Origin of the sequence: Aerococcus sp. HMSC062A02 (assembly GCF_001809535.1) — a bacterium.
Taxonomy (GTDB): domain Bacteria; phylum Bacillota; class Bacilli; order Lactobacillales; family Aerococcaceae; genus Aerococcus.
In genome coordinates, this window is the sequence record NZ_KV797940.1 from 31,552 (window position 1) to 57,825 (window position 26,274).

22 protein-coding genes and 1 riboswitch are annotated in these 26,274 nt (G+C 48.4%); of the genes, 12 read left to right on the forward strand and 10 right to left on the reverse strand.

Annotated elements, in window-relative coordinates:
- Positions 1-9 precede the first annotated feature (9 nt).
- Together HMPREF2626_RS08035 and HMPREF2626_RS08040 are read right to left on the reverse strand one after the other, a co-directional pair.
- The gene (locus HMPREF2626_RS08035) at positions 10-861 is read right to left on the reverse strand and encodes an HAD family hydrolase (RefSeq protein WP_070619890.1); all 852 of its coding nucleotides are present in this window, start codon (positions 859-861) and stop codon (positions 10-12) included.
- Positions 862-943: 82 nt separating this feature from the next.
- The gene (locus tag HMPREF2626_RS08040; RefSeq protein WP_070619893.1) at positions 944-1,720 is read right to left on the reverse strand and encodes a DeoR/GlpR family DNA-binding transcription regulator; all 777 of its coding nucleotides are present in this window, start codon (positions 1,718-1,720) and stop codon (positions 944-946) included.
- Between the two features lie 215 nt (positions 1,721-1,935).
- Here HMPREF2626_RS08040 and HMPREF2626_RS08045 point away from each other — a divergent pair, with 215 nt between their 5' ends.
- Genes HMPREF2626_RS08045 through phnX form a run of 5 tightly spaced genes read left to right on the forward strand, consistent with a single transcriptional unit; the run spans position 1,936 to position 7,228 of the window.
- Positions 1,936-2,700, forward strand: a complete 765-nt coding sequence (locus HMPREF2626_RS08045) for an ABC transporter ATP-binding protein (protein ID WP_070619896.1) — start codon at positions 1,936-1,938, stop codon at positions 2,698-2,700.
- A gap of 1 nt (position 2,701) precedes the next feature.
- Complete coding sequence (locus tag HMPREF2626_RS08050; protein ID WP_070619899.1) at positions 2,702-4,333, forward strand: ABC transporter permease subunit; 1,632 nt, start codon at positions 2,702-2,704, stop codon at positions 4,331-4,333.
- A gap of 1 nt (position 4,334) precedes the next feature.
- Entirely contained in the window at positions 4,335-5,336 is a 1,002-nt protein-coding gene (locus HMPREF2626_RS08055; protein WP_070619903.1) for an ABC transporter substrate-binding protein, read from the forward strand.
- A 25-nt stretch (positions 5,337-5,361) separates the two neighbouring features.
- Complete coding sequence (locus HMPREF2626_RS10235) at positions 5,362-6,462, forward strand: 2-aminoethylphosphonate--pyruvate transaminase (protein WP_070619906.1); 1,101 nt, start codon at positions 5,362-5,364, stop codon at positions 6,460-6,462.
- Entirely contained in the window at positions 6,449-7,228 is a 780-nt protein-coding gene (gene phnX / locus HMPREF2626_RS10240) for a phosphonoacetaldehyde hydrolase (protein WP_070619909.1), read from the forward strand. The genes HMPREF2626_RS10235 and phnX overlap by 14 nt, the downstream gene beginning before the upstream one ends.
- Positions 7,229-7,786: 558 nt before the next feature.
- On the opposite strand, the gene jag is transcribed toward phnX, so the two are convergent.
- The 4 genes from jag to rpmH are packed head-to-tail and all read right to left on the reverse strand — an operon-like array spanning position 7,787 to position 10,321.
- Positions 7,787-8,866 carry an RNA-binding cell elongation regulator Jag/EloR gene (jag, locus tag HMPREF2626_RS08070; RefSeq protein ID WP_070619912.1) on the reverse strand — a complete coding sequence of 360 codons (1,080 nt, stop codon included), beginning with the start codon at positions 8,864-8,866 and terminating at the stop codon, positions 7,787-7,789.
- Between the two features lie 40 nt (positions 8,867-8,906).
- Positions 8,907-9,761 carry a membrane protein insertase YidC gene (gene yidC, locus HMPREF2626_RS08075; RefSeq protein WP_246818947.1) on the reverse strand — a complete coding sequence of 285 codons (855 nt, stop codon included), beginning with the start codon at positions 9,759-9,761 and terminating at the stop codon, positions 8,907-8,909.
- 34 nt (positions 9,762-9,795) lie between these two features.
- Positions 9,796-10,143 carry a ribonuclease P protein component gene (gene rnpA / locus HMPREF2626_RS08080; RefSeq protein WP_070619915.1) on the reverse strand — a complete coding sequence of 116 codons (348 nt, stop codon included), beginning with the start codon at positions 10,141-10,143 and terminating at the stop codon, positions 9,796-9,798.
- Between the two features lie 43 nt (positions 10,144-10,186).
- Positions 10,187-10,321 carry a 50S ribosomal protein L34 gene (rpmH, locus tag HMPREF2626_RS09965; RefSeq protein WP_083272416.1) on the reverse strand — a complete coding sequence of 45 codons (135 nt, stop codon included), beginning with the start codon at positions 10,319-10,321 and terminating at the stop codon, positions 10,187-10,189.
- A gap of 583 nt (positions 10,322-10,904) precedes the next feature.
- Between rpmH and dnaA the strand changes: the two genes are divergently transcribed.
- The 3 genes from dnaA (at position 10,905) to HMPREF2626_RS08095 (ending at position 14,122) form a co-directional block, all read left to right on the forward strand.
- Entirely contained in the window at positions 10,905-12,251 is a 1,347-nt protein-coding gene (gene dnaA, locus HMPREF2626_RS08085; protein ID WP_070619918.1) for a chromosomal replication initiator protein DnaA, read from the forward strand.
- Positions 12,252-12,455: 204 nt separating this feature from the next.
- On the forward strand, positions 12,456-13,607 hold the full coding sequence (gene dnaN, locus HMPREF2626_RS08090) for a DNA polymerase III subunit beta (protein ID WP_070619921.1): 1,152 nt from the start codon (positions 12,456-12,458) through the stop codon (positions 13,605-13,607).
- Between the two features lie 176 nt (positions 13,608-13,783).
- Entirely contained in the window at positions 13,784-14,122 is a 339-nt protein-coding gene (locus tag HMPREF2626_RS08095) for a hypothetical protein (protein WP_070619924.1), read from the forward strand.
- A 61-nt stretch (positions 14,123-14,183) separates the two neighbouring features.
- Here the strand turns inward: HMPREF2626_RS08095 and HMPREF2626_RS08100 are convergent, their stop codons facing one another.
- Complete coding sequence (locus tag HMPREF2626_RS08100) at positions 14,184-15,362, reverse strand: cation:proton antiporter (protein ID WP_070619927.1); 1,179 nt, start codon at positions 15,360-15,362, stop codon at positions 14,184-14,186.
- 59 nt (positions 15,363-15,421) lie between these two features.
- Positions 15,422-15,505, reverse strand: a riboswitch (Fluoride riboswitch).
- A 409-nt stretch (positions 15,506-15,914) separates the two neighbouring features.
- On the opposite strand from HMPREF2626_RS08100, the gene yaaA reads away from it, so the two are divergent.
- The 4 genes from yaaA (at position 15,915) to gyrA (ending at position 21,984) form a co-directional block, all read left to right on the forward strand.
- On the forward strand, positions 15,915-16,172 hold the full coding sequence (yaaA, locus tag HMPREF2626_RS08105) for a S4 domain-containing protein YaaA (protein WP_070619930.1): 258 nt from the start codon (positions 15,915-15,917) through the stop codon (positions 16,170-16,172).
- On the forward strand, positions 16,159-17,280 hold the full coding sequence (recF, locus tag HMPREF2626_RS08110) for a DNA replication/repair protein RecF (RefSeq protein WP_070619933.1): 1,122 nt from the start codon (positions 16,159-16,161) through the stop codon (positions 17,278-17,280). The genes yaaA and recF overlap by 14 nt, the downstream gene beginning before the upstream one ends.
- Before the next feature lie 18 nt (positions 17,281-17,298).
- A complete protein-coding gene (gene gyrB, locus HMPREF2626_RS08115; RefSeq protein WP_070619937.1) occupies positions 17,299-19,278 on the forward strand; it encodes a DNA topoisomerase (ATP-hydrolyzing) subunit B in 1,980 nt (659 codons plus the stop codon).
- Positions 19,279-19,371: 93 nt separating this feature from the next.
- Positions 19,372-21,984, forward strand: coding sequence for a DNA gyrase subunit A (gene gyrA / locus HMPREF2626_RS08120; RefSeq protein ID WP_070619951.1), 2,613 nt, complete (start codon positions 19,372-19,374; stop codon positions 21,982-21,984).
- A 65-nt stretch (positions 21,985-22,049) separates the two neighbouring features.
- On the opposite strand, the gene HMPREF2626_RS08125 is transcribed toward gyrA, so the two are convergent.
- The 3 genes from HMPREF2626_RS08125 to HMPREF2626_RS08135 form a co-directional block, all read right to left on the reverse strand.
- Positions 22,050-23,345, reverse strand: a complete 1,296-nt coding sequence (locus HMPREF2626_RS08125; RefSeq protein WP_070619940.1) for an ABC transporter permease — start codon at positions 23,343-23,345, stop codon at positions 22,050-22,052.
- Positions 23,338-24,243, reverse strand: a complete 906-nt coding sequence (locus tag HMPREF2626_RS08130; protein ID WP_070619942.1) for an ABC transporter ATP-binding protein — start codon at positions 24,241-24,243, stop codon at positions 23,338-23,340. The genes HMPREF2626_RS08125 and HMPREF2626_RS08130 overlap by 8 nt, the downstream gene beginning before the upstream one ends.
- Positions 24,244-24,477: 234 nt before the next feature.
- Positions 24,478-25,590 (reverse strand): lactate oxidase, encoded by a 1,113-nt coding sequence (locus tag HMPREF2626_RS08135; protein ID WP_070619946.1) that lies wholly within the window; start codon positions 25,588-25,590, stop codon positions 24,478-24,480.
- Between the last annotated feature and the right edge of the window lie 684 nt (positions 25,591-26,274).

The window sequence follows — 26,274 nt, forward strand, 5'->3', positions numbered from 1 at the left end:
TTCTATTATTTACTTGCCTGACCGCACAAAATCCTCCATAAAGTCCAAATCCCCTGCTTCCAAATAGCGGTTGAGGACTTGGAGCACAGCCCCTTCATTATTGCTGCCAATCTCGTAGCGGCAGAGGGATTTGAGATCGGGATCGGCATTGGCCATGGCCACCGAGTAGCCAACCTCTCCCATCATGGAAGCGTCATTCAGGCTATCCCCGAAGGCCATGGTCTCTTCGGGACGGATCTGGTACTTGTCCTGCAGGTAACGCACAGCTGATCCCTTACCTCCCTCGGCATTGATGAAGTCCATCCACATGGTCGCAGAGGTCACGCCCGTTATCCGCGGGAAGGTCGCATTCATCTGAGTCACGAAATCCTTATTGGCCGCCAGCCCTTCAAAGGAATTGACCGCTAATTTCACCGGATGGTGGCCCAAGTCTTCAAGCTCTGCATAGGAATCTAGGAGGGTAATATCGGGACAATAAATCCGAATATTGGCCTCATTCTCAGCAATCAAGCGGGTGGAATAGAAGCCATCCCCAGCGCTGACTAAGGAGCTGTAGTTGGGATTGGCGTGGACTTCCTGGTCCAGGGCCAGTAAGTCATCTAAAGCGATGACCTTCTCTTCAATCCGCTCGCCTTCTTTTTCAATGACATTGCCATTCTCACCAGCCAAATAAACCAGGTCTTGCAGGGGACCCGACAAGTAGTATTCCAGCTTGGAGAGGCTATTGCCACTAGCAATGCAAGTCACAACTCCGCGCTTGCGCAAGTCCTTCACCATGTCTAAGAAGGCCTCGGCATCATAGGTCTTATCCGACCTTAAGAGGGTTTCATCCATATCGATCGCAAGTAATTTAACTGTCATCACGAACCTCCGTCTCTTTCGAACGCTTTTACCGCATTATAGCATGGGAAGGCAAGCTTGCAAAGCTAGGGCCATGTCTGACCTAGACCCTGGTCTTAGCTTCCGTTTCAATCAATTCAAGGCCCTGGTCAACTAGGGCTGCTCTTAGGTCTTCGTCTGGGCAAGCATCCACAATTAAGCTCTCAATATCTGATAAGGAAGCGAACTGTTCCAGGGTATGCTGGTTTAACTTGGAATGGTCACAGAGGACATAGCTGTGCCTAGCATTGGCAATCATCTGCCGACGGACCTGGTTCTCATCGAGGTGGTAATCCGTAAAACCTTGCTTAGCTGAGACCCCACTAGCCCCGAGGAAGCACCGGTCGGCATAATATTTCTTCAAGGCTTGGACAGTGTCAGGACCTGACGTCGACATTTCCTTAGCCCTTAAATTCCCTCCTAGGAGGATCACGGTAAAGCCAGCCTTCTCCCGCACCTCCATGGCGACCTGGACATTATTAGTAATAATAGTCAATTGGTTGAAGGCAAGAAGATAGGGCACCATGGCAGCCGTCGTCGTTCCCATATCGATGAAGAGGGTCTCCCCTTCTTTAACAAATTGGACGGCTTGGCGGGCAATGGCATCTTTCTCACGGGGGAATTGCTGCTTGCGCTGGTGGGCTTCCGGTTCGATAGCCACCTTATTGGAGACTGCCCCGCCATGGACCTTCTGCAAGAGTCCCTTGCTCTCCATGACATCAATATCATTGTGGATGGTTTGCCGTGATAAGTTAAAATAATCACTCAATTCAGAGGTTTTGACTACTTGCTGGCTGGCCAAGAGTTCCAAAATTTTTTGGTGGCGTTCGGCTTGAAGCATGTCAAGCGCTCCTTTCTTGTTATTGTCGTCTTTACAAATCTTAACATAAATTGGCTGATCTGAAATGATTTCTTCACAGAAGCAGTCTATCATTTACCGATAATTAACGGCATTTTTACATCAAGTTTACATTAGGTGTGTATACTTGAATTAGTTCGAACTGATGTAAACCATTGTTAAGTCATGTCTGTTAAAAATCGAAAGGAGTCCTTAACTTGCTCGAGTTAATCAATGTCACCAAGAGCTACGGTGATACCCAAGTCTTGCACGATATCAACCTCAGCATTGAGGAGAGTGATATTGTCTCCATTCTCGGCCCTTCCGGCTGTGGCAAGACCACCCTCTTGAATCTAATCCTCGGCATTATCCCAGCTAGCTCTGGTCAAATTCGCTACCAGGGCCAAGATATTACCAAGACCTCTATGGAGAAACGGGGCTTCAATATTGTCTTCCAAGACTATGCCCTCTTCCCCAACCTCAATGTCTACGACAACATTACTTACGGCTTGAAGAATAATCCCGATATTTCCAGTCAAGCCGAGGTCCAAGACCTCATCCAATTACTTAACCTAGAGAAACACCTGGAAAAATCCATCCGGCAATTGTCTGGCGGGCAGAAACAACGGGTGGCCCTGGCCCGTACCCTAGTGATGAAGCCCAAGATCCTCCTCCTCGATGAACCCCTCTCTGCCTTAGATGGCGTCATCAAAGAACAGATTAAGGAGCGGATCCACACCATCGCCAAGAAATACCAATTGACCACAATCATGGTTACCCATGACCCCGAAGAAGCTCTGACCCTATCGGATAAGGTCATCATCTTAAACCAGGGGCATGTGGAACAATATTCAAGCAGCCATCAGATTGTCGCCCAACCGGCGAGTGAATTTGTTGACCAATTCATCCTCAACCAATTAAGGATCAAGCGGGATAATATTGTGGGTCTCTTCCAGGAAGAGCCCGTAAAGGAGAGCGTCTAGGATGAGAGAGTCAAAGACAACAACATTCCTCAGCTGGACCATTATCGCTTTCTTTCTCTTAGCCTTGCTCTATCCTCTAATCAATTCCTTTGGGGTGGCCTTCCTTGAAGAGGGCCAGTTCACCCTCCAGCACTTCCAGAATGTCTTCCAAACAGGGAATATCGGGCAAATTTTTAAGAACAGTTTGGTCATCGCCCTCAGCTCGGCCCTCCTCTCTGTTTTTATTGCCTTCCTTATGGCCTTTGCGGTGAACTTTACCAATATGAGCCCCGGTCTGAAGCGAGCGCTCAGTCTTCTGATTATGATCCCCATGCTCCTGCCCACCATTACCTATGGCTTCACCATTATCTATTCTATCGGTAACCAGGGCCTCTTTACCCGGCTCTTAAATATCGATGCCCCGGATTTCTATGGTTTCAAAGGCTTACTGCTAGGCTATACCATCTATACCTTACCTGTCACCTTCTTAATGATCAATAACGGCATGTCCTTTATCGACAAGCGCTTCACCCTGGTTTCGCGCTTGATGGGGGATAAGTACTTCAAGCGGCTCTGGACCACCACCCTGGTGCCTCTCTTGCCTTCTCTGGGGGCTGCCGTCATCCAAGCCTTCTTCATGGCCTTTACCGATTATGGGATTCCGTCTTATATCGGAGGCAATTATGAAGTCATCGCTACCTCCCTCTACAATCAGATGCTAGGAACCATCCCTAACTTCAACAATGGGGCCGTGATTTCTCTAATGATGCTCCTGCCGTCCATTATCTCCATGGCCATCCTCCACTACCTGGACAAACAATCCATTGAATATGATAATTTCTCAGATTTTAGGGCCAAGGAGAACAAAGTGCGTGACCTGTGTTTCGCTATCTTGGCCATCCTGGTGGTTGCCTTTATCCTGATGATCTTTATCCCAATCTTTATTGTTCCCTTTACCGAGTCCTGGCCTTATAACCTGTCCTGGACCAGCAAGCACTTGGTGTCGGCCTTCAGGGATTCAACCATTACCAAGGCCTTCACTAATTCGGTCTTCATCAGTCTCTTAGTGGCTGTCATCGGAACGGCATTGGCTTACTTGGCTGCCATCCTAACCACCCGCAGCAAGCAGCCTGCTTTCATCAAGAAGGCCATCGACCTCATGGCCACCATCTCCAATACTATTCCAGGGATGGTACTAGGTCTGGCCTTCCTTCTGGTGATCAATGGGACCCCGCTTAAGTCCACCTTCACAATCATTATCATCGCTAACATTATCCACTACTTCTCAACGCCCTATCTTACCCTGAAGAGCAGTCTCGATAAGCTCTCCAAGTCCTGGGAAACCACGGCCGCTCTCATGGGCGACAACTTCTTCCAAACCGTTTGGCGGATTCTGACGCCCAATGCGGTGACGGCTCTATTTGAAGTGATGAGCTATTACTTCACCAATTCCATGGTAACCATCTCCGCTGTGGTCTTCCTCTATTCGACACGGACTATTCTCATGACCACCAAGATCCAAGAATTACAATATTACAACAAATTCAATGAGGTTTTCATCCTATCGATTATGCTTTTCCTCACGAATTTAATCGTACGTGCGCTCTTTAATTATCTCAGTCAACGCAATCAAAAGAAAATGGAGGCTCACTAAAATGAAACCACTCAAAAAATCTTTACTCGGCTTAACAACTTTCCTCGGCTTGATTGGCCTTACCCTCACCGGCTGTTCCTCGGCGTCCGACAAGGTCATCCTCTATTCGAACGCTGATGACGAAGCCATTGCTGCTATTGAAAGCAGCCTAAACGAAGACGGTTATGAAGGCCAATACGAGATTCAAACTTTCGGTACCTCTGAATTAGGGGGCAAACTCTTAGCTGAAGGCAAGGATATCGAAGCAGACATGGTGACTATGTCCACCTTCTACCTCGAATCCGCCCAGAACCAGCATGAAATGTTCCAAGATTTGACCTGGGATGTGAATACCCAGCAAGATTTCCCAGACTATGTCGCTCCCTTAACCGTCCAAGAAGGTGCCATTATTGTCAATGACGAAATGGCGAAATCAGAGAACTTAGATCTTCCTCAATCCATTAAAGACTTAGCCGATCCTAAGTATGAAGGCAAGGTTTCTGTCGTTGATATTGACTCTTCCTCAACGGCCTGGTTGATGGTCCAAGCTTTGGTTGCAGAATATGGTGAAGAAGAAGCTCAAGAAATCCTTGCCGGTATCTATAAGAATGCCAGCAACCATATCGAATCTTCTGGTTCAGGGCCTTTGAACAAGGTAGTCAGTGGAGAAGTCCCATTCGGCTTTGGTCTCCGCCACCAGGTTGCGGTTAAGCAGAATGAAGGCGCCCCAATCTCTCTCATTGATCCGACAGAAGGTAACTTCTCCCTAACCGAATCGGTCGCTGTGATCGACAAAGAAGACAGTGAAAAGGCCGAACTAGCGCAAAAAATGAGCGAAACGATTATTCAGAAAGGGCGTCCTAAGGTTCAAGAATTCTATCCCGTTGCCCTCTATGAAGGGGAAGAAACAGACTCCAGCAAGCAATCTGCCCATCCGAAACAATTCGATGAGCCACTGACTGCTGAATTACTCGCCAAACACCAAGAAATTTCCAATAAAGCTAAGGAAATGGCCCAACAATAATCTCGTCTAGAAAGAAGTGTTTACTTTGACTCAATATAAACTACTCACTCCTGGTCCGCTCACTGTGACGGACCGTGTCCGCCAAGCCATGAACTTCGATTACTGTACCTGGGACGAGGACTATAAAGCAGTGACCCAAGAGATCCGCCAAAAGCTGCTCCAGATCGCCCAAGTGGACCCTGACCGCTATACCAGCGTCCTCCTCCAGGGCAGCGGCTCCTATGCTGTCGAAGCCTGCCTGTCGACCTTCAGTCGCCCAGACACCAAATTCCTGATCCTGTCCAATGGTAAATATGGGGAACGGATCCTGCAAATGGCCGATTACCAAAAGCTAGACTATGAGGCTTACAAGGTCGCCTACGATGAGGTCCATGATCCTCAAGTAGTCGCTTGCCTGCTCGATAAGAACCCAGACATCAGCCATGTCATGATGGTACATTCAGAAACAACTTCAGGCATCCTCAATCCAATTGCTGACATTGCCCAAGTCGCTAAAGACCACAACTGCCTCTTCTTTGTCGATGCCATGTCCAGCTTTGGCGGTGTGCCGATTGACATGGGGCCTATTGACGCCCTGATCACCAGTGCCAATAAGTGCATCCAAGGGGTCCCCGGCTTTGCTATCGTACTTGTCCGTAAAGATCTTATTGAATCTAGCAAGGGGAATTCGTCTACCTTATCTTTAGACCTCTTCGACCAGTACCAAGAGATGGCCAGAGACGGGAAGTGGCGCTATACCTCCCCCACCCATGTGGTTATGGCCTTCCATGAAGCCCTCAAAGAATTCGAGGAACGCGGTAGCGTAGCGGCCCAACACGCCCGCTATCAGAAAAACCAAGAACTCCTCCAAGAAGGTATGGAAGACCTCGGTTTCAAGGCCTATGTCCCTAGGGAGCACCAAGGCCCAATCATCACGACTTTCCTTTATCCGGAAGGTCAAGCTTGGGACTTCCAGGACATGTACCACTACATCAAGGAACGAGGTTATGTGATCTATCCAGGTAAACTCACCGATGTGGATACCTTCCGCATCAGCAATATCGGTGAGATTTATCCTGAAGATATTACCCGCGTGCTCGATATTTTTAAAGCTTATATGGAGGAGAAAGACAATGACAGACATTAAATTATTAATCTGCGATTGGGCAGGAACAACTGTTGACTATGGCTGCTTCGCCCCAATCCAAGCCCTGAAATTAGCCTTCGATAAGGCAGGCATCCCAGTAAGTGATGAGGAATTGCGCCAACCCATGGGCATGGGCAAGAAAGACCATATCCGCACCATGCTCGATATGCCACGTATCCAAGAAGCCTGGACGGAAACTTATGGCCAGGCTCCAAGTGAAGAGAATGTCGAAGGCCTCTACAGCAACTTTAACGAAGCCATCCTAGAGACCCTAAAGGCTCCTGAATTCGCCCAACCCAAGCCTGGTGTTGTCGAAGGTATAGACAAATTACGGCAAGCTGGCATCCGGATTGGCGCGACCACCGGCTACACCGCTGAAATGATGGAACTCGTTGAACCCGCCGCTGCAGACCAAGGCTATGTGCCAGATTACTCCGTGACTTCAGAAGCAGTTGGCCAGTTCGGCCGACCCTATCCCTATATGATCTTCGCCAATATGACCCACTTCGAAATCGAAAGTGTTGGCCAGGTCCTAAAAATCGGCGACACCCTAACGGATATCAAAGAAGGGAAAAACGCCGGCGTTCTATCCTGTGGCGTCATTGAGGGTTCCTCTGAAATGGCCCTAAGCCAGGAAGAATTCGAAGCCCTGCCAGCTGGTGAACAAGACCAGTTAAAAGAAAAAATTCGCCAAAAGATGTTAGAGGCAGGAGCTGACCAAGTCTTCGACCGCTTCGAAGACCTTGTGACCTATCTGCTGGACTAGAACCAAAAAAAGATGAAGGAGGCCTTTGAGCTTCCTTCATCTTTTTTATTGATTTAATTTTCAGGGGCTTGCTCACACCCTTAGTCGGGTTCGGTCACGCAACTTTCGTGTCACTTCACAAGCCTCCGCCGCAGTCCTTCAGACTGCTTTGGTGACTTGCTCCAGTGAACGAAAGTTGAACGCGTGCCCTCACACCCTGATAGTTGGGTTCAGTCGCGCAGAAGTGGCTCCTCTTCACAAAGCGCCGTCGAAGACTTTCAGTCTTCTCTGTTGCTTTGCTCCAGAGGTCCACTTCTACCCGCGCTCCCTCTCACCCTTTAGTTGGGTTCGACTTGGCAGAAGCTTCTCCACTTCACACGAACGAAACGTGCAAGCATGGCTTGCCCTTTTTCGTTCGTGCTCCAGTGGTAAGCTTCTAACCGCCAAGTCTCTCACCCTTTCTAGTCGGGTTCGACTTGGCAGAAAGGGAGTGACTTCAGCAAAGCGGAACGACCGGCTAATGCCGCTCTTTTCCTCTTTGCCACCAGTCATCCCTTTCTAAACGCCTTTGCTCACACCCTAATGTCTATAGTCTACAATCAGATAGCGGTGGGGTTCTCGGCCTTCTGACCGGGTTTCGATGTGGTCATACTTGGAGAGGGCTTGGTGGACGATTTTTCGCTCGTTGGCGGGCAAGGGGGAGAGTTGGACGGAGGATTGTTTGACCGTCACTTCATCCGCTGTACGTTCCGCCAGGCGCTCCAAGGTCTTCAAGCGGCGTTCCCGGTAGTCGCCGACATTGACCACGACGTTGACGCGATTGCGGACATGGCGGTGGACCAGCACTTTGGCTAGGGCTTCGAGTGAATTCAAGATCTTACCGTGCTTGCCGATAACGAGGCCTGGCTTATCGGTATTGATGTGGTAGATAATTTCCCGGTCGTGGTCTTCTACATCCACTGTAACATCGACCCCATAAGCTTCACAGACATCGATAATATAGCGGGCGGGGAAGTCGACATCGTAGAAAACTTTGTTATTTTCATCTTCAGCCGGTGTGTCTTCTTCCTCTTGGTTAGCCGCTTGATCAGCCTGTTCTGAAGCTTGCTTACTAGCTTCCGCTTCTTCTACAGCCGCTACTTCTTCGTTATCCGAATCTTGGGCTGCTTCCTCTTGCTGGCTCGTCTCAGTGCCTGTTTCTTCTTCAGAAACAGATTCTTGGACAGGGTCAGCTAGGGGACGGCCATCTTCCTGGATCTCATCCTTGGCGAGGACAGGCGCTTCTTCAGCTGAAATCGCTTGGACTTCTTCGACAGAATCGCTAGCAGGATCATGCCCTTGTTGACTCCGGGCTTGCTTATCATCTGCGACATAGACAGCGGACGTGCTCGCTTCATTGGTCGGATCAGCGACCGACTTGCTGACGGGGTCATCTGGATCGTCAGCATCCTCTCTAGCTTCTGTTTGACCTTCTTCTGAGTGATCAGCTGCCTTGACAAATAATTTAACAATGGCATCGCGGGCCCCAATGCCTAGGAAACCCTTGCGTGCTTCCTGCAGCACTTCCACTTCAACTTCTTCTTGGGCGACTCCTAATTCTTTTAAACCAGCCTTGATGGCGGCTTCCACAGAGTCGGCTTGAAATATTTTGGCTTGCATGCTTGCTTCAAACTCCTTTCACTCATTGACTTTTCATTACTTAACGCTTCTTTTTGGTCGTCCGGGGGTGGCGTTTAGCTTTTTCCAAACGTTTCTCGAGGTCACGCTCAGCCTTTTCCTTCTCTAAACGGGCTTCCCGCTTCTTATAAGGGTTATTCAAAATGAGCGTCTGACCAATGGTGAAGGCATTCGATGCCACCCAGTAGAGAGCGATAGCACTTGGCAGCGTCGCCCCCATAAAGAGGATCATGGCAGGCATCATCCACTGCATGGCAGCCATGCTCTGGTTACTTTGCGGATTGCCGATCGTCATCAGGCGGGTATTGTACCAGGTTAAAGCAGCAGCTAGGACAGGTAAGATGAAGTAAGGGTCCGGTTGACCGAGTTCCATCCATAAGAAGTGACCATTGCTGAGCACTTCGGTCCGGCTGATGGCCTGGTAGAGGCCCATAAGGATAGGTAATTGGATCAGCATGGGCAAGCAGCCTGAGAGGGGGTTATAGTCATACTTCTCATTGAGCTTGGCCATTTCCTCTTCCAGTTTTTGCTGGGTTTCTGGATCCTTTGAGGCATATTTTTCACGCAGGGCCTGCATTTCAGGTTGGACTACCTGCATTTTTTCTGTACTTTTAATCTGATAGTGATAGAGAGGCACCAGGACCAAGCGAATGATTAAGGTAAAGACAATAATCCCCAGGCCATAATTCCCTCCGAAGAGGTCTGATAGCCAGATAATCAAACGCGAGAAACTATAGACAATATAGCGGTCCCAAAAGCCGGTAGATTCCGCTGTGATGGGTTCACGTGCCGTTGCACAAGCCCCCAAGAAGAGGGGCAAGGCCATTAAGACTAAGATAAGGCTTAGCTTTTTCTTGGTCCAAAATTTTGATTTCAATTGACTCCTCCAAAATATCTGTCGTCCAGCCCGACTACTTGGCCTCGGACTTGAAGATGCCGGCTAAGTTGAAGACGTGTTCCAGACTCTTCTTAATTTCAGCCATGGACATCTGTGCCGTGGGTTTACGGGCAATTACAATAAAGTCTTGGTTAGGGCGAATGACATCTCGCAATTCATAAACGGACTGGCGGATCCGGCGCTTGACATAGTTACGAGTCACCGCATTGCCAATCTTCTTACCGACGGAGATCCCCAGGCGAAAATGCGTTTGTTCCTTATCTATAGTATAAACAACAAACTGACGGTTTGCAGTACTTTTACCTTGGTGGAAGACCCGACCAAAGTCTGCTTCAGATTTCACCCGATAGGCTTTACGCATTCAAATCCCCCCTAAAAAAAATAAGACCACAGCTTTTGTGGTCTTAAGCAGAAATAACTTTTCTTCCTTTACGACGGCGAGCTGCTAATACGCGACGTCCGTTTTTAGTACTCATACGTTTACGGAAACCATGTTTCTTTTGGCGTGAACGTTTATTTGGTTGGTAGGTTCTCTTCATGACTACACCTCCTATGATGATTGAATGTTTTTATCATTTGATTTCAACCTGTCGACTTGCTATTGAAAAGTTGAATGTCAACACAAGGGTTATTTTACCATAACACAAGCGTTTGACTCAAGCCCTTTTTCGGATAAATTTCTATTTTTTTCTTCACAATTGTGGATTTCTTTTAAACAAGGAGGTGGATAAGGCGACTTGTGGGTAAGTTTTCCCAGCCTTCTTCACAGGCTTGTGGACATATCAACAGAATGTTAATTGTTATCCACAACTGTGAATAAGTTGCATGAAGTGTTAATAAGCGAGCTTTTTTATACCTAAAACTATCCACAAGGACAAATTATCCCCATTTATACAAGTGTCTTTCCACAGTTTGTGGATAAACTAAATCACAACTTGGGATAATTTCTATTCACAGCTTAATTATCTGTGGAAAAAGACTTTTTTTCATGTTATCCTTTTATTACCATTAATTTGGGGATAACTTAGCTTTTTTTATTGAAATGATCTTTTCCTTGCCACTTATCATAAGTTATCCACGATAGGAACGATATACAAATTTGTTTATTAAGGAGATATACGCATGGAAGAAATGATGAAACTTTGGGAGTATATTGACAATTATTTTAAAGAAGAACTCTCAAAAGCCAGTCACGAAACCTGGTTTTCAGAGTTACGACCGGAGCGTTTAGAGAATAATACCCTCTATCTTGTGGCGGGCTCTGAACTACACAAGAAACATATTGAAAACCACTACCTGGTCCAAATCCGCCAAGTGGCCTTTAACTACCTAGGTTATGACATCGATGTGGTCGTCCATCTGGCTAGCCAACCGGCGACCAACTTCACCCTCAACGGCCAGCGTCCCCAGGAAGAAGAGAAAACCAACCGCTACCACGACCGCAGCACCATGTTGAACCCTAAATACACCTTCGATAATTTCATCGTTGGGGAAGGCAATAAGATGGCCCATGCCGCTGCTCTAGCGGTTGCTGAGGGACCAGGCCGGGACTACAACCCGCTCTTCTTCTTCGGAGGCGTGGGGCTAGGGAAGACCCACTTGATGCAGGCAATCGGCCATGAAGTCTTACGGACCAATCCCGAAGCCCGGGTTAAATATGTCACTAGTGAGACCTTTACCAATGACTTTATTGAAGCCATTCGGACTAACTCAACCTCTGAATTCCACGAAGAGTACCGGACAGTCGATATCCTACTCGTGGATGATATCCAATTCATTGGGAACAAGCAGTCCACCCAAGAGGAATTCTTCCATACCTTCAATGCCCTCTATAATAAGAACAAACACATTGTGCTAACCTCTGACCGGGACGCTAGCCAGATTCCCGAATTAGAAGACCGGCTGGTTTCCCGCTTCAAGCAGGGCTTGTCAACCGATATTACCCCACCTGACCTGGAAACACGGATTGCCATCTTGCGCAATAAGGCCCAGGTCAACCACATCGACATTGAGGACAACACCCTCACCTATATTGCCGGTCAAATCGACACCAATATCCGTGAACTAGAAGGGGCCCTGACCAGCGTCCAAGCCTATGCTGTCATGCACCAGGAAGAAATTACCCCTAGCATGGCAGCCAAGGCCCTCCGCAATTATAAAGACACTTCAGCCCAGGCCCTGCCCTCGATAGCCGAAATCCAAGAAACAGTAGCCCAGTACTTCGACCTCACCGTTGAAGACCTCAAAGGGAAGAAACGTAAGCGGGAAATCGTTGTCCCCCGCCAGATCGCTATGTACCTCTCCCGGGAAATTACCGAAGCTTCCCTGCCTAAGATTGGCCAGGAATTTGGCGGCAAGGACCACACCACCGTCCTCCACGCCCATGAAAAAATTCTTGGCGAAATCGACGAATCGACCGATGTTAAACGCGATGTCGAAAACATCGAAAAGCTACTCAAAAATAGCTAATCAATGTATCCACAAGCTCACTATGTTAAAATAGTAAAAAAGCCCCTGTGGATAATTATAGGAAAAGTCCCCAGCTTATAAACAGACTTTCCACATGTGGAAAAGCAGGAGTCTTATAAGGATTAGCCACTTATCCACAGATTTAACAGGCCCTATTACTATTATTATCTTTATATTAATATATATAAATAAAGGAGTGCTCAAATGAAATTCTCAGTGAACCGTGCTGTCTTCGTTGAAAATCTCAGCAATGTCCAACGTGCGATCAGTTCACGAACTACCATTCCTGTCCTTACAGGAGTCAAAATTCTAGCAACTGATAACGGCATCCTCCTTACCGGGAGTGATTCCACTATCTCGATCGAAGCCTTTATCGATGCCAATAATGAAGACAACCAATTGCAAGTGGAAAAAGCAGGTTCCATTGTCTTACCTTCTCGTTTCTTTGGCGAAATTGTTAAGAAATTGCCGAATGAGATCATGCACTTAGAAGTTAAGGACAATTTACAGACAGATATTACTGCTGGCCAAGCTGCCTTCACCCTCAATGGGACCGCAGGCAGTGAATACCCCAAGCTACCGGAAATCGATTCCGATACCAGCTTTACCATTCCAGCCAATATCTTCCGGCAAGTGATCAACCATACCATTATCTCTGTCTCCAACCAGGAAATTCGGCCGATTTTTACAGGGATCCATTTTGTAATTGCGGATAATCATCTCAAGGCAGTTTCCACAGATTCCCACCGGCTCAGTCAACGAATTGTGCCCTTGGAAGTTCCTGAAAGCCTAGCTGATCAAGAATTTGCCTTAAATATTCCGGGCCGCAGTCTGAGTGAACTGACTCGGATTGCTGAAGATAGCGATAACATTGAGATGATGGTGGCAGATAAGCAGGTTCTCTTTAAGACCGATAACATTTACCTCTATTCCCGGCTCCTTGAAGGCAAGTACCCTGATACGGACCGGCTCCTGCCCGAAGACTACCAGACCCGGATCCAGATTGATGCGCCGGACTTATTGAGTGCCATCGAACGGGCCCTGATCCTGAGCCATGAAGGCCGCAACAATGTGGTTAAGTTGACGATTGATAGTGACCAGGTTGTCCTATCCGGTCAGTCTGCTGAAGTCGGTGAGGTGGAAGAAGAATTAAATATTTCCTCTGCTGATGGGGAAAGCCTAGCAATCTCCTTCAACCCGGACTACATGCGCCAAGCATTGAGAACTTTTGGCGCCCAAGAGATTGCTCTGCGCTTCCAATCCCCTTCCCACCAATTTATTCTCCTGCCAGCCAATGCCCAGGATAACTTCAACTTTGTTCAATTGATTACCCCTATCCGGACACCGGGGAACTAGACTTAAAAAATTAAAAAAGCGCCTCCTGACCTGTTTTTAGCTGAGATGAGCTAAGACTGGCCTAGGGGCGCTTTGTTTATGGTGTAGTTTACTGACTTGCAACTTTATGTCTTTGCCTTTTTATTTTATACTATAAATATAAGACGAATGATTGGATTTCAAGAGAGGTGGTCGTGATGACAGAAGATAGGCTAAGAAAAGTAACCAATGCGCTTATTTGCTTGCCTTTGCTGGCATATGTTGTGTTAGTTTTTTCAGATGTCAGCCGCTTCGTTGAAAATTTGGCCCTCTATACTTCTTGGACGATGATTTATTTTAAGAAGGCTTGCGAAGAGCATGGTTTTGATAAATGGCCTAGCAACTTAGTCCGAGCTTTGGTGCAAATGGGGGTCATTTTACTTTTAGTCAACCTAATTATCCAAGTGTTCCCAGAAGCTTCTCAGCGTCGTCTAGCCCTCTTTTTGGTCTTACTTGCCTATATAGCTTATCTATTATTTAAACAAATAAAAAACTAAGACTTAAAAAGACCTTCCCACGAGCAGTGGGAAGGTCTTTGTTTTATCCACATGTGGATGATCATTTCTGCTTGAGCCATTTGCGATAGGTCAGATCGATGCCGAATGCGCCTAGGGGGGCGGTGAGGAGGATGGCGACGACGGAGACGGTGAGGATGATTTCGCCAGCAGGCAGGCCCATAGCTAGGGGAATCCCCCCAATAGCTGCTTGGACGGTGGCCTTAGGCAGGTAGGCGATAACACTGAAGGCCCGCTCTTGCAGGCTAAGATTGGTCCGGCTGAGGCTGATGAGGACGCCCACTGCACGGAAGCAGAGTACTAGGGCAATCAGTAAGATGGGCAGCCAGCCGGCTTGGAAGGCATAAGGGAGGTTGACGGAGGCCCCCACCAGAACAAAGAGTAGGATTTCACCTGGAATCCACAAAGCATTGTAGTAGCGGGAGAGGTCCTGGGCGCGGTTGCCGTCCAAACGGTTGATCAGGATACCCATGCTCATGACAGCCAAGATACCGGAGAAGGGGACTTGAGGGAAGGTTTTCTCCAAGGAGACAAAGACGAAAGAGAAGCCAAGAAGGAAGATGACCTGACTAATGCTCGACCAGTTGAAGCGTTTGAAGAAGGCATTGAGCCCTGCTCCAACTAGTCCACCGACCAGGATACCGAGGACAATAGAGACTGGGATATTTAGGAGCTGGCTGGCTTGGAAATCGCCACCTTGGGCTAGCCCAAGGAAGGAGGAGAAAAGGACTAGGACATAGATATCGTCAGCCGAAGACCCCGCTAAGACGATCTGAGGGATCTGCTTGTCCATACCGTAGCCTTCGTCTATGAGTTTAATCATCTTAGGGACGACGACAGCCGGCGAAACAGCACCCAAGACGGTCCCCAAAAGCAAGGCATCAATCCGAGAAATGTCTAAAATGCTAGGAGCCAGTAGCGCCGTCCCCAAGATTTCGAAAGTCGCTGGGACAAAGCACATGAGTAAGGCCGGACGTCCCACCTTCAATAAGCCCTTGAGGTCGAGCGACAGGCCCGCCCGACTGAGAATAATAATGAGGGCGACTTGGCGGAGGTCAGCCGACAGGTCAAGGATCCCCCCATCCAAGAGATTGAAGACATGGGGGCCGAGGACAATTCCTAGAAAGAGAAAACCAACCAAGCTCGGCACCTTGAACTGCTTGCAGAGCCGGTCAATCAAGAGACCAAAAATAAAGATATAAGCAAAGCTCATCAGTAACATCGTATCACTCCTTTGAATATTTAGTTGAATAAAGAGCAAAAAAGCTGATGCCCCTGCTCTTTACAGCAGAAGTCATCAGCTTTTGAATCATCAATAGCGGTTTAGGGCTAGGCCCAAGGAAGACATTCATTTCCTGTGTCTTGATTATAGGCAGTTTGTTCGTCTTTTGTCAATCGGAACTTTCCATCGCATGAAATAAGTTTCATTTATCTTCTTTGCTTGCTTCTTTTGATTGAATACTCGGCTTTCACAAAAATAAGACAAGTTTTTTCTTAAAGTGGCCTTATTTTGTCCTGAGAAGGCTTTTCATTATTTAGAGACAAATTCCCCTCCCAATAAAAAACAAGCCAATAGCCCCCTCTCTTTGCAAAAAAGCGGTTTTTGGGGTATAATAAGAAGTGACAGTATAGATCTAAATGAGCTATAGATTTTTTAATTTGCGACGACCGCTTTGGCTCGTATTTGGCTAAATCGCAAATCTCTGCCGGTTCGAGCAGGGATTGCGATTTTTTATTTAGCGGAAGCTAAGGAAGATGGAAAGGAAGTGACGCAATGACTGAGACCATTGAGATAACGGGTGACTTTATGACTTTGACCCAATTGTTGAAGGAAACAGGCATTATTGCAACGGGTGGCCAGGCGAAATGGTACCTGTCTGAATTTGCGGTTTATATTGATGGTGAGCAGGACCAGCGTCGAGGACGAAAGATTTATCCAGGGTCAGTAGTTGAAGTGCCTGCTGAGGAAGCCATTTTCCAGCTTGTCAGTGCTTCTGACGCGGCTTTGGATGATGCCCATGATCCTCGATGAGATCCGCCTGCTCAATTTCAGAAATTATGAGTCTGCTGAGGTGACTTTTTCACCGGGGATCAATGTCTTTATTGGGGACAATGCTCAGGGGAAGACCAGTCTCTTAGAGGCGATCTATATCCTCTCCCTAGCCCGCAGCCACCGGACTAACCATGACCGCGAGCTCTTGCGCTGGGAGAGTCAGGAAGCCCTGGTTGAAGGCCGGGTCAGCAACCGTTTCGGCCAGCTGCCCTTGAGTGTCAAGCTGACCAAAAGCGGCAAGTTGGTTAAGGTCAACCACCTCGAACAGCGTCGTCTGAGTGACTATATTGGCCGCTTGAATGTGGTGCTCTTTGCCCCTGAAGACCTGGACCTGGTCAAGGGGGCCCCGCAATTGCGGCGGAAATTTATTGATATGGAGCTCAGCCAGATGAGCCCTGTTTATCTGCATACTTCGGTTGACTACCAGCAGATCTTAAAGCAGCGTAATGCCTACCTAAAGCAGCTACTCAGTCAGCAGGCCCAAGATAAGCTTTACTTGGAGATCTTGACGGAGCAAGTGGCTGCTGCGGGTGCCCGGATTATTTGCCAGCGCCTGGCCTTCCTTGATAAGTTAGAGGGCTGGGCGAGCGAGCTCCACCACAATATCTCCCAGGGCAAGGAAGAACTCAGTCTGCGCTATCGGACTGCGGTCGACCTGCCCCAGGCTCCCTCTGAGGAGAATGTCTATGAGGCCCTCTTGGCTAAGTTTGAAGAAGTTGGGGCACGGGAATTGGACCGCGGGGTGAGCTTAGCTGGCCCCCACCGGGATGACCTTCAATTCTTGATTAACGGCCAGGATGTCCAGAAGTTTGGCTCACAAGGCCAGCAGCGGACCACCGTTTTGAGTATGAAATTAGCAGAAATTGAGTGTATGCAGGAGATGACGGGGGAATACCCCATTCTCTTATTGGATGATGTCTTGAGTGAGTTGGATGATGACCGGCAGACCCACTTGCTCAAAACCATTGAAAAGAAAGTTCAGACCTTTTTGACGACGACCAGTCTCGATGGGGTCCAGGAAGAACAGATTGATGAGCCGGCGCTGTTTGAGATTGCGCAGGGACAAGTCCAACGATTGGATGACTAGAAGGAGTGATGGAAAGCGATGGCAGATGAGAAACACTTTGAAGACCAAGCACAGGAAGAAAGCCACGAACCAAGCAAGGAGGAGCTGGCCCATCTGGCAGAGAGTTATGATGCCAGCCAAATTCAAGTCCTAGAGGGGCTCGAGGCGGTTCGGAAACGGCCTGGGATGTATATTGGGTCGACCAGTGAGACCGGCCTCCACCACCTAGTTTGGGAGATTGTCGACAACTCAATCGATGAGGCCTTAGCTGGTTTTGCCAAGCATATCCAAATTGAAATCTTGGAAGATAATGTGATTCGGATTACAGACGACGGCCGGGGGATTCCTGTCGATATCCAACAAAAAACGGGCCGGCCAGCGGTAGAGACGGTCTTTAATGTTCTCCACGCTGGCGGTAAATTCGGTGGAGGCTCTTATAAGGTCTCTGGCGGTCTGCACGGGGTTGGGGCTTCAGTGGTGAATGCTCTCTCCGAATGGCTCCACGTCGATGTCTACAAGAATGGCAAGGTCTACCACCAAGAATACAGCCGGGGGAAGATCATGACTGAGCTCGAAGTGACGGGAGAAACCGACCAACAAGGAACGGTCGTCACCTTCAAAGCCGATAGTGAGATTTTCCAAGAAACAACGGTCTATAACCGAGAAATTCTGAATAAACGGACCCGGGAGCTCGCCTTCTTGAACAAGGGCTTGCGGATTTCACTGACTGATAAGCGGGAAGAGGAAATGGTTGAATACAGCTACCACTTCGAAGGTGGGATTAAGGAGTATATCGACTTCCTCAACCAGAATAAGACTCCGCTTTTCCCTGAACCGATCTATCTAGAAGGGGAACAGGATGATATTGAAGTCGAAGTTGCCCTCCAGTATACGGACGACTTCCATGTGAACTTTATGAGTTTTGCTAACAATATCCATACTTTTGAAGGGGGGACCCATGAATCTGGGGTTAAGACCGCCCTCACCCGGACCATCAACGACTATGCCCGGAATGTCAATATTCTCAAGGACAATGATGAGAACCTGACCGGAGAAGATGTGCGTGAAGGCCTGACTCTGATTGTTTCAGTTCGCCATCCCGATCCTCAATTCGAGGGGCAAACCAAGATGAAACTCGGGAATTCGGAAGTACGAACGATTACCGACCGACTCTTTGGCCAGCACTTTTCAACCTTCCTCTTAGAGAATCCTAATATCGGCCGGCAAATTGTCGATAAAGGGCTGGTTGCTTCTAAGGCACGGAAGGCAGCCAAACGGGCCCGGGAAATGACCCGGAAGAAGTCTGGGCTAGAGATCTCCAACCTACCGGGTAAATTGGCTGATTGTTCCAGCCGGGTGCCCGAGGAATGCGAACTCTTCATCGTCGAAGGAAATTCCGCTGGGGGTTCCGCTAAGAACGGCCGGGACCGTCACTTCCAAGCTATCTTGCCTATCCGTGGTAAGATCTTGAATGTTGAAAAGGCATCTATGGACCGGATCTTAGCCAATGAAGAGATTCGTTCCCTCTTTACAGCGATGGGGACGGGCTGGGGCAATGACTTCGATGTCTCCAAGGCCCGCTACCACAGGCTCGTTATCATGACCGATGCCGATGTCGATGGGGCCCACATCCGGACCCTCTTATTGACCCTGATCTATCGTTACATGCGTCCCCTCTTGGATGCGGGTTATGTGTATATTGCGGTTCCTCCCCTCTACCAGGTACGCCAAGGGAAGAAGATCCAATATATTGAATCGGATGCCGAATTAGAGGCTTATATGGCCAGTCTTCCTGAGCGACCCAAACCCGTTGTCCAACGTTATAAGGGGCTGGGCGAAATGGATGCCGAACAGCTCTGGGATACGACCATGGACCCAAGTACGCGTCGCATGCTTCAAGTCAGCGTTGAAGACGGAGTGGAAGCCGACCAAATGATCTCCATGTTAATGGGCGACCATGTGGCACCGCGTCGGAACTTTATCGAAGAGAACGCCACTTATGCGACCATCGACCTTTAGTCATGACCAATTGGACGACTAGGCAAGCTAGAATAGGAGGCTAGTATTTTGGCTTTAGACAATAGATTAGAACGTCGAGAAATCTCCCATGAAATGCGGACATCCTTCCTCGACTATGCCATGAGTGTTATCGTGGCACGGGCACTGCCGGATGTTCGGGATGGGATGAAACCTGTCCACCGGCGGATTCTCTACGGGATGAATGAATTGGGGGTTACCCCAGATAAACCTTATAAGAAGTCAGCGCGGATTGTCGGAGATGTCATGGGTAAGTACCACCCCCATGGGGACTCCGCCATCTATGAATCCATGGTGCGGATGGCCCAGGACTTCTCCTACCGCTATATGCTGGTAGACGGCCACGGGAACTTCGGCTCCATCGATGGGGACCAGGCCGCTGCCATGCGGTATACCGAAGCGCGAATGAGTAAGATTGCCACTGAAATGTTGCGGGATATCAACAAGGACACGGTAGATTTTATTGCCAACTACGACGGCGAAGAGCGTGAACCAGAAGTTCTCCCTTCCCGCTTCCCTAACCTCTTAGTTAATGGGGCGACCGGGATTGCGGTTGGGATGACCACCAATATTCCACCCCATAACTTAAATGAGGTAATCTCAGGTATCCACACCCTGATGAAGAATCCAGAAGCAACGACAGCCGAGCTGATGGAAGCCATCCCTGGGCCGGACTTTCCGACCGGGGGGATTGTGATCGGCAAGTCGGGGATCCGCAAGGCTTATGAAACAGGCCAAGGACGCATCATTGTCCGCGGCAAGCTGGATATTGACCAGATGTCCAGTGGCCGCGAACGGATTGTGATCCATGAGATTCCCTATATGGTCAACAAGGCCAAATTAGTGGAACGGATTGCGGATTTAGCTCGAGATAAGGTAATTGAAGGCATCACGGCGGTCCGGGATGAATCCGGCCGGGATGGCATGCGGATTGTGGTGGAATGCCGCAAGGACGCCAGTGCCAGTGTGATCGTCAACAACCTCTACAAGCTGACCCAGCTCCAAGCCAACTTCAACTTTAATATGTTGGCCATCGTCAACGGTGTGCCTAAGACTCTGAGTCTCAAGGAAATCTTGACCTATTACCTAGACCACCAAGAAGAGATTATCCGTCGTCGGTCAATCTTTGAGAAGAAAAAGGCTGAAGCCCGGGCCCACATCCTGGAAGGTTTACAAGTGGCCCTGGACCATATTGATGAAATCGTCAATATCCTGCGCTCATCGCGTTCTGGTGACGAAGCCAAGGAAATCTTTATGACCCAGTACAAGCTCTCAGATAAGCAAGCCCAAGCCATCCTCGATATGCGTCTGGTTCGCTTAACCGGTTTGGAAAGAGAAAAGATTGACAAGGAACATGCCGAACTCATGGCTGAAATTGCCCGCTTGACAGAAATCCTTGCCAGCGAAGAGAAACGTTATGAAATTATTTACCAAGAATTATTAGAAATCCAGGCCCGCTATGGTGATGACCGCCGGACCGAACTGCGGGTAGGCGAAATCACCAGCCTGGAAGATGAGGACTTGATCGAAGAAGAGAATGTGCTCGTTACCCTGACTCGGAACGGTTATATTAAGCGGATTGCCGATGATGAATTCCGCGTCCAAAACCGCGGCGGTCTCGGTGTCAAAGGCATGAGCATGAATGATGGGGACTATATTGAAACCATGTTCTCAACTTCTACCCATGATATTATCCTGTTCTTTACGGACAAGGGGAAGGTCTACCAGATGAAGGGCTATGAGATTCCAGAATATGGTCGGCAAGCCAAGGGGATTCCGATCGTCAACCTCCTGAACCTGGAAGAGGATGAGAAGGTCCGCGATGCCGTTAATGTAACCCCGATGGACCATGACGGCGATTCTGATGGCTACCTAGCCTTTATTACGCGCCAGGGTGTTATCAAGCGGACCCCCGTTCGCGACTACTTCAATATTCGTAACAACGGCCTGATCGCCCTCAATCTCAAGGAGGATGATGAGCTCGTCGATGTGCTCTTTACCAATGGCCAGCGCAACCTGATCGTGGCTTCCCACAATGGTTATGCGGTCAGCTTCAATGAACAAGACGCCCGGTCGATGGGACGGACAGCTACCGGTGTTCGGGCCATCCGCTTGGACCCTGGTGACTATGTGATTGGGGCCGCCGTCCTAGCTGACGATGCGGATGTCCTTGTCGTGACCGAAAACGGTTATGGTAAGCGAACCCCAGCCAGCGAATATGCCATCCGCAAGCGTGGTGGTAAAGGGGTCAAAACCATCAATGTCAGCCAGCGGAACGGGATGCTTGTGGGCATGACAACCGTTGACCTGACTGAAGATATCATGTTGATGACCGATGAAGGCGTGGTTATTCGCTTCCATGCAGCTGATATTTCACAAACAGGCCGGGTGACCCAGGGCGTTCGCCTCATGCGCTTGAATGATGACGCCAAGGTCTCAACTATGGCCAAGGTGGCACCTGAAGAAGAGGAAGAAACTACTTCTGCAGGCTCGGTCCAGCAGCCAGAGAGCGAGGATGATTTCTCAGCCATTGCTGAAAAGGTCAATGAAGAAACCGAAGACAGTGATGAATCGGTTTATGATGACCAGGATATCCTTCAAGCACGCCTGTCGGATGACCAAATCCAAGAAAACCTGCACCATTTCACCAATGAACTCTTGGACGAAGAAGACGCCGACCAAGAATAGGAATAAAAGTAAGCAAAAAGCCAGCTTGAAAGCTGGCTTTTTCTTATGAATTTTTGTTCGTATTTCTAAGCCTCTTTCTCGCTGCGCCAGAGGGTCCAGGACCGCTTCAGGGTGTCCAGCATGCCCTTGTCACTGTAGGTGAGGACATTGCTCTTGTAGAAGGCCGCTGAGAGGTAGAAGATGGCTACCATCGTGATCAGACTGAGGACGATAGAGAGGCCAATTTCGAAGCCTGAGACACTCTCTCCAGCGATACGGAAGGGCATCACGAAGGGAGTGAAGAAAGGAATCTGTGAGCTGATCCGCACCAAGGCATTGTTGGCTGAGGAAGCGAAGGCGAAGAGGCCGATATAGAAGCCCGCAATCCCTAGGAAGACAACAGGCATGATGGTTTTTTGGACATCTTCAGTCTTGGAAACAAGAGAGCCTAGGAAGCCCGCAAAGCTTGTATAAATCAGGATACCGATGAGGGCGAAGACCAGGCCCAGGGCAAAAATGGGCAGGGCTTCTTGGATCAGACTGCTTAGTTGTAAGTTGTCTAAGAGCTCATCTGGAATCGGCAGGCTAACTAGGGAGCTAGCAAAGGCAGCCGCTCCTAGGAGATAGAGGATTAGGTAGCAGCCAATTTGAGTTAGGATCATGAGCCCCACCCCAATCATCTTGCCGAAGAAATGGGTCCGGGCTGGGATACTGGAGAGGATAATTTCCATAATCCGCGAGCCCTTCTCTGCTGCAATCTCTTGGGCAATGATGTTGACATAGGAGATGATAAAGAAGAAAACAATAAAGCAAGTAAAATAGGCCATAAATGAGCGAATGATATACTTGACTGAATTCCCCTCTTCTTGGGAAAGCTGACCATCGTCTCCGAAATTCAAATTATTGACATTGATTGCTACCGATTGGTTTTGGAGCTTGGCCAGGTCAGCTTGGCTGAGGCCCAAACTTTGAGCCAAGCGCCGGACCTGTAAATCTTGGAGGCCTTTTTCAATCGTGTCTAAATTAACATCGCTAGAAGTGGTCTTGTGGAAGAAGTTGGCCTTGATTTGCCCTTCTTCTTCGCCAACTTTCAGGTAGCCATCAATCTTATCATCGCGTAAGGCAGCTTGGGCCTCTTCCTGGTTGAGGTCCAAGATAATTTGATTGTGGCCCTTATTCGCCTCTACAATCTCTTGGATTTCGGGAGAAGCCTGGACCAAGGCGATATCCCCCGACTTAGTGGCCTCGCTCTGACCAATGAAGTAGCCGATGAGGCCAAAGACAGCGACCATAACCAGGGGCGAGACGACCATCCAGACGAAGGACCAAGAAAAGACATTCTTGCGGTAAACATTCTTAGCGACAGTCCATAATTTACTCATTGGAGCCACCTGCTTTCATTTTAAAGATTGCTTCGAGTGTAGGCGGTTGCTGGCTGAAGGCTTTAATATAATGGCCCTGGGTCACTTGGTCGAAGATCTGCGAGCCATAACTTTCATCCTGGAGCTCCAATTGATAGACGCCAGGGCGGTCGCTTTCAACCTTGTCCACACCTTCTAATCCGGCCAATTGTTCAGCTGTCCACTTGTCTGTCTCCAGGTAGAGCCGGGTATTGCCGAAGCTTTCACGGACTTGGTGGATGGGGCCATAGAGCACGCGCTTGCCATCATGGATCATAATCAGTTCATCACAGAGCCGCTCGACATTATCCATATTATGGCTGGAGAAGATGATAGAACTCCCCTGGTCTCTCAGATAGAGGATGCCATTCTTGAGCAAGTCAGCGTTGACCGGGTCCAAGCCAGAAAAAGGCTCATCTAGGATCACAAATTCAGGTTCATGGATGAGGGTGGCGATCAGTTGGACTTTCTGCTGGTTCCCCTTAGACAGGGTTTTAATCTTGTCCTGGCGTTTGCCCTTAACCTTGAAGCGGTCCATCCACTCATCAATCCGACCCAAGACATCCTGGCGCTTCATCCCCCGCAATTCAGCGAAGTAAATAATCTGCTCTTCGATGGACATCTTCTCGTAGAGCCCCCGCTCCTCTGGTAGGTAGCCGATAATATTATAAATTTGGGTGTTCATGGCCTTGCCATTCCAGGTCACACTACCCTCGCCTTCTGGTGTCAAAAAGTCCAAGATCATCCGGAAGATGGTCGTTTTTCCAGACCCATTACGGCCAATCATGCCAAGAATCTTTCCGTTCTCCAGCTGGAAGGAGACATCATCAACCGCAACATTCTGCCCGAAAGTCTTGGTTAGGTGCTTAGCTTCAAGCATTTCCCTCACTCCTTTAATTTTTCTTAAAATTAATTTATCCCTAGTATAGCATGTGTGCCCAAAGACATAAATTAAAGACTAGATCTTCTGGGGAAAAATATTTGTGTATTGACAGTGATTAACTAAATAATAGCGAATACAATTTGGATTGTGAGCAGAAGGCATGCTCACTCATAAGATTTACTTTAGAAAAAAACTGGCTTCCCCAAAAGGAGGAAGCCAGTGACTTTGGTCCTAATTCCAGTTATCTAAGGCTTTTAAGCGGGCTGCTTTGACTTGGTCAATGTTTTGCGTTCCAGCCAATTGCATCACGCGTTTGAGGTCGGTCTCGAAATACTCAAAGACGGATCGCACGCCCTTCCAGCCGCCTAGGGCTAAGCCGAAGAGGACAGGACGGCCCAGAGCAACCAGGTCGGCACCTTGGGCTAGGGCCTTGAAGATGTGTTCACCGCGGCGGACACCTGAGTCGAAGACAATTGGCACCCGGCCAGCAACCGCATCAGCAACTTCGGCTAAGCATTCAAAGGAGCCTGGTGCTTCGTCTAATTGGCGGCCACCGTGTGTGGATACCCAAACACCGTCAGCCCCTGCTCCGATGGCCACATTGGCATCCTCAGCTGTTTGCAGACCTTTAACAAAGACAGGGAGGTCTGTGTTTTTCTTGATAAATTCCACATCACGTGGCGTAATCTTCTGCTTGGACTGGCCATAGATGTTGTTGAGGGACATATTCTCCCCAGTGCCGCTTAGGTAGCGGGAAACAATTGGCATACCAAAGGGATAAACAAATTCATTCTTGTCATCGCGGTCCCGGTTACCAGAAATCGTGGCATCAGCTGTTAGAATAATAGCGGAGGCACCATCTGCCTTAGCCTCGTTTAAGATATTGATATTTAATTCATCATCTTTAGACATATAAATTTGGAACCAGCGTGGGTTACCTTGGAGCCCTTCATCGATCTCTTGGAAGCTTGCGCCAGAATAAGCAGAAATGGACATAATGGATCCACCAAATTCAGAAATTCCCTTGGCTGTCCCAGCTTCTTTACTTTCGTGGGCTAGACCGTGGGCAGCGATAGGCGCCATGATGAAAGGTACTTTAAGTTTTTGGCCAAAAATTTCAGTTTCTGTCTCTGGGAATTCCACATCGGCCAAGACACGAGGAAGGATGCCTTGCGATTTAAAGCATTGAACATTGCGTTTTAAGGTGAATTCTTCCCCAGAACCACCGGCTAGGTAGTCAAAGCCTCCCTTAGGCATGACTTCTTTAGCTAAATCTTCTAATTCAATCGTATTGTAAATAGTTAAATCTTTCACCTCAGAAGGTGCTTTGTATTCGGCTGACATAATTTTTCTCCTTTTCTTTGAATAATGAAAGCTTAATGAAAACACTTTCTTTATACTTCTAAATTAACATAAAAGCCTTAAATTAAAAAATAAAACGCTTACTTTTTAATAAAAAATTATCGCTGTGAAATATAGACTATAGGTATAGATTGAAAGATTCAGTTTTAGGACTCAAGATTTAGTTTGACGTGTAGGGATTTGTTGACCTGCGACTTGCTTGTGTTAACTTTCGAATACAGATCTTGTTCGCAAGTTGGCCCCCTGCTAGGCAAGCTGCCTAGCCTCCTCATAATGTAAACAAGCTAGCAAGGGCCCTTGCTAGCTTGTTGATTCTTATTTTATATTTTCAAGATTGATACTGCATGTATCCAAAGCTAAGCGCCAAGTCTCACACCCTCCAGTCGGGTTTGCAAAGGCAGAAAGGAAGTGACTTCAGCAAAAGAGACCGATCGACTGAAGCCGCTCTTGTCTCTTTTGCCTCCAGTCATTCCTTTCTAACCGCCTCTGCTCACACCCTGGTCTAGTCGGGTTCAGTCGCACAGAAGTGGCTCCTCTTCACAATAGGCCTACGAAGTCTTTTTGACTTCTCTGGCCTATTGCTCCAGAGGTCCACTTCTAAACGTGCGTCCTCACACCCTTTCCAGTTGGGCTCGCAGAGGCAGAAGCTTCTCCACTTCACACGAA

Coding starts and splice junctions, on each gene's coding strand:
- HMPREF2626_RS08050 (WP_070619899.1), top strand. CDS start 2,702: ATGAGAGAGTCAAAGACAACAACATTCCTCAGCTGGACCATTATCGCT.
- HMPREF2626_RS08130 (WP_070619942.1), bottom strand. CDS start 24,243: ATGCTTGAAGCTAAGCACCTAACCAAGACTTTCGGGCAGAATGTTGCG.
- gyrB (WP_070619937.1), top strand. CDS start 17,299: ATGGCAGATGAGAAACACTTTGAAGACCAAGCACAGGAAGAAAGCCAC.
- dnaN (WP_070619921.1), top strand. CDS start 12,456: ATGAAATTCTCAGTGAACCGTGCTGTCTTCGTTGAAAATCTCAGCAAT.
- phnX (WP_070619909.1), top strand. CDS start 6,449: ATGACAGACATTAAATTATTAATCTGCGATTGGGCAGGAACAACTGTT.
- HMPREF2626_RS08100 (WP_070619927.1), bottom strand. CDS start 15,362: ATGTTACTGATGAGCTTTGCTTATATCTTTATTTTTGGTCTCTTGATT.
- HMPREF2626_RS08125 (WP_070619940.1), bottom strand. CDS start 23,345: ATGAGTAAATTATGGACTGTCGCTAAGAATGTTTACCGCAAGAATGTC.
- dnaA (WP_070619918.1), top strand. CDS start 10,905: ATGGAAGAAATGATGAAACTTTGGGAGTATATTGACAATTATTTTAAA.
- jag (WP_070619912.1), bottom strand. CDS start 8,866: ATGCAAGCCAAAATATTTCAAGCCGACTCTGTGGAAGCCGCCATCAAG.
- recF (WP_070619933.1), top strand. CDS start 16,159: ATGATCCTCGATGAGATCCGCCTGCTCAATTTCAGAAATTATGAGTCT.
- gyrA (WP_070619951.1), top strand. CDS start 19,372: ATGCGGACATCCTTCCTCGACTATGCCATGAGTGTTATCGTGGCACGG.
- HMPREF2626_RS08135 (WP_070619946.1), bottom strand. CDS start 25,590: ATGTCAGCCGAATACAAAGCACCTTCTGAGGTGAAAGATTTAACTATT.
- HMPREF2626_RS08095 (WP_070619924.1), top strand. CDS start 13,784: ATGACAGAAGATAGGCTAAGAAAAGTAACCAATGCGCTTATTTGCTTG.
- HMPREF2626_RS08055 (WP_070619903.1), top strand. CDS start 4,335: ATGAAACCACTCAAAAAATCTTTACTCGGCTTAACAACTTTCCTCGGC.
- yaaA (WP_070619930.1), top strand. CDS start 15,915: ATGACTGAGACCATTGAGATAACGGGTGACTTTATGACTTTGACCCAA.
- HMPREF2626_RS08035 (WP_070619890.1), bottom strand. CDS start 861: ATGACAGTTAAATTACTTGCGATCGATATGGATGAAACCCTCTTAAGG.
- rpmH (WP_083272416.1), bottom strand. CDS start 10,321: ATGAAGAGAACCTACCAACCAAATAAACGTTCACGCCAAAAGAAACAT.
- HMPREF2626_RS08040 (WP_070619893.1), bottom strand. CDS start 1,720: ATGCTTCAAGCCGAACGCCACCAAAAAATTTTGGAACTCTTGGCCAGC.
- rnpA (WP_070619915.1), bottom strand. CDS start 10,143: ATGCGTAAAGCCTATCGGGTGAAATCTGAAGCAGACTTTGGTCGGGTC.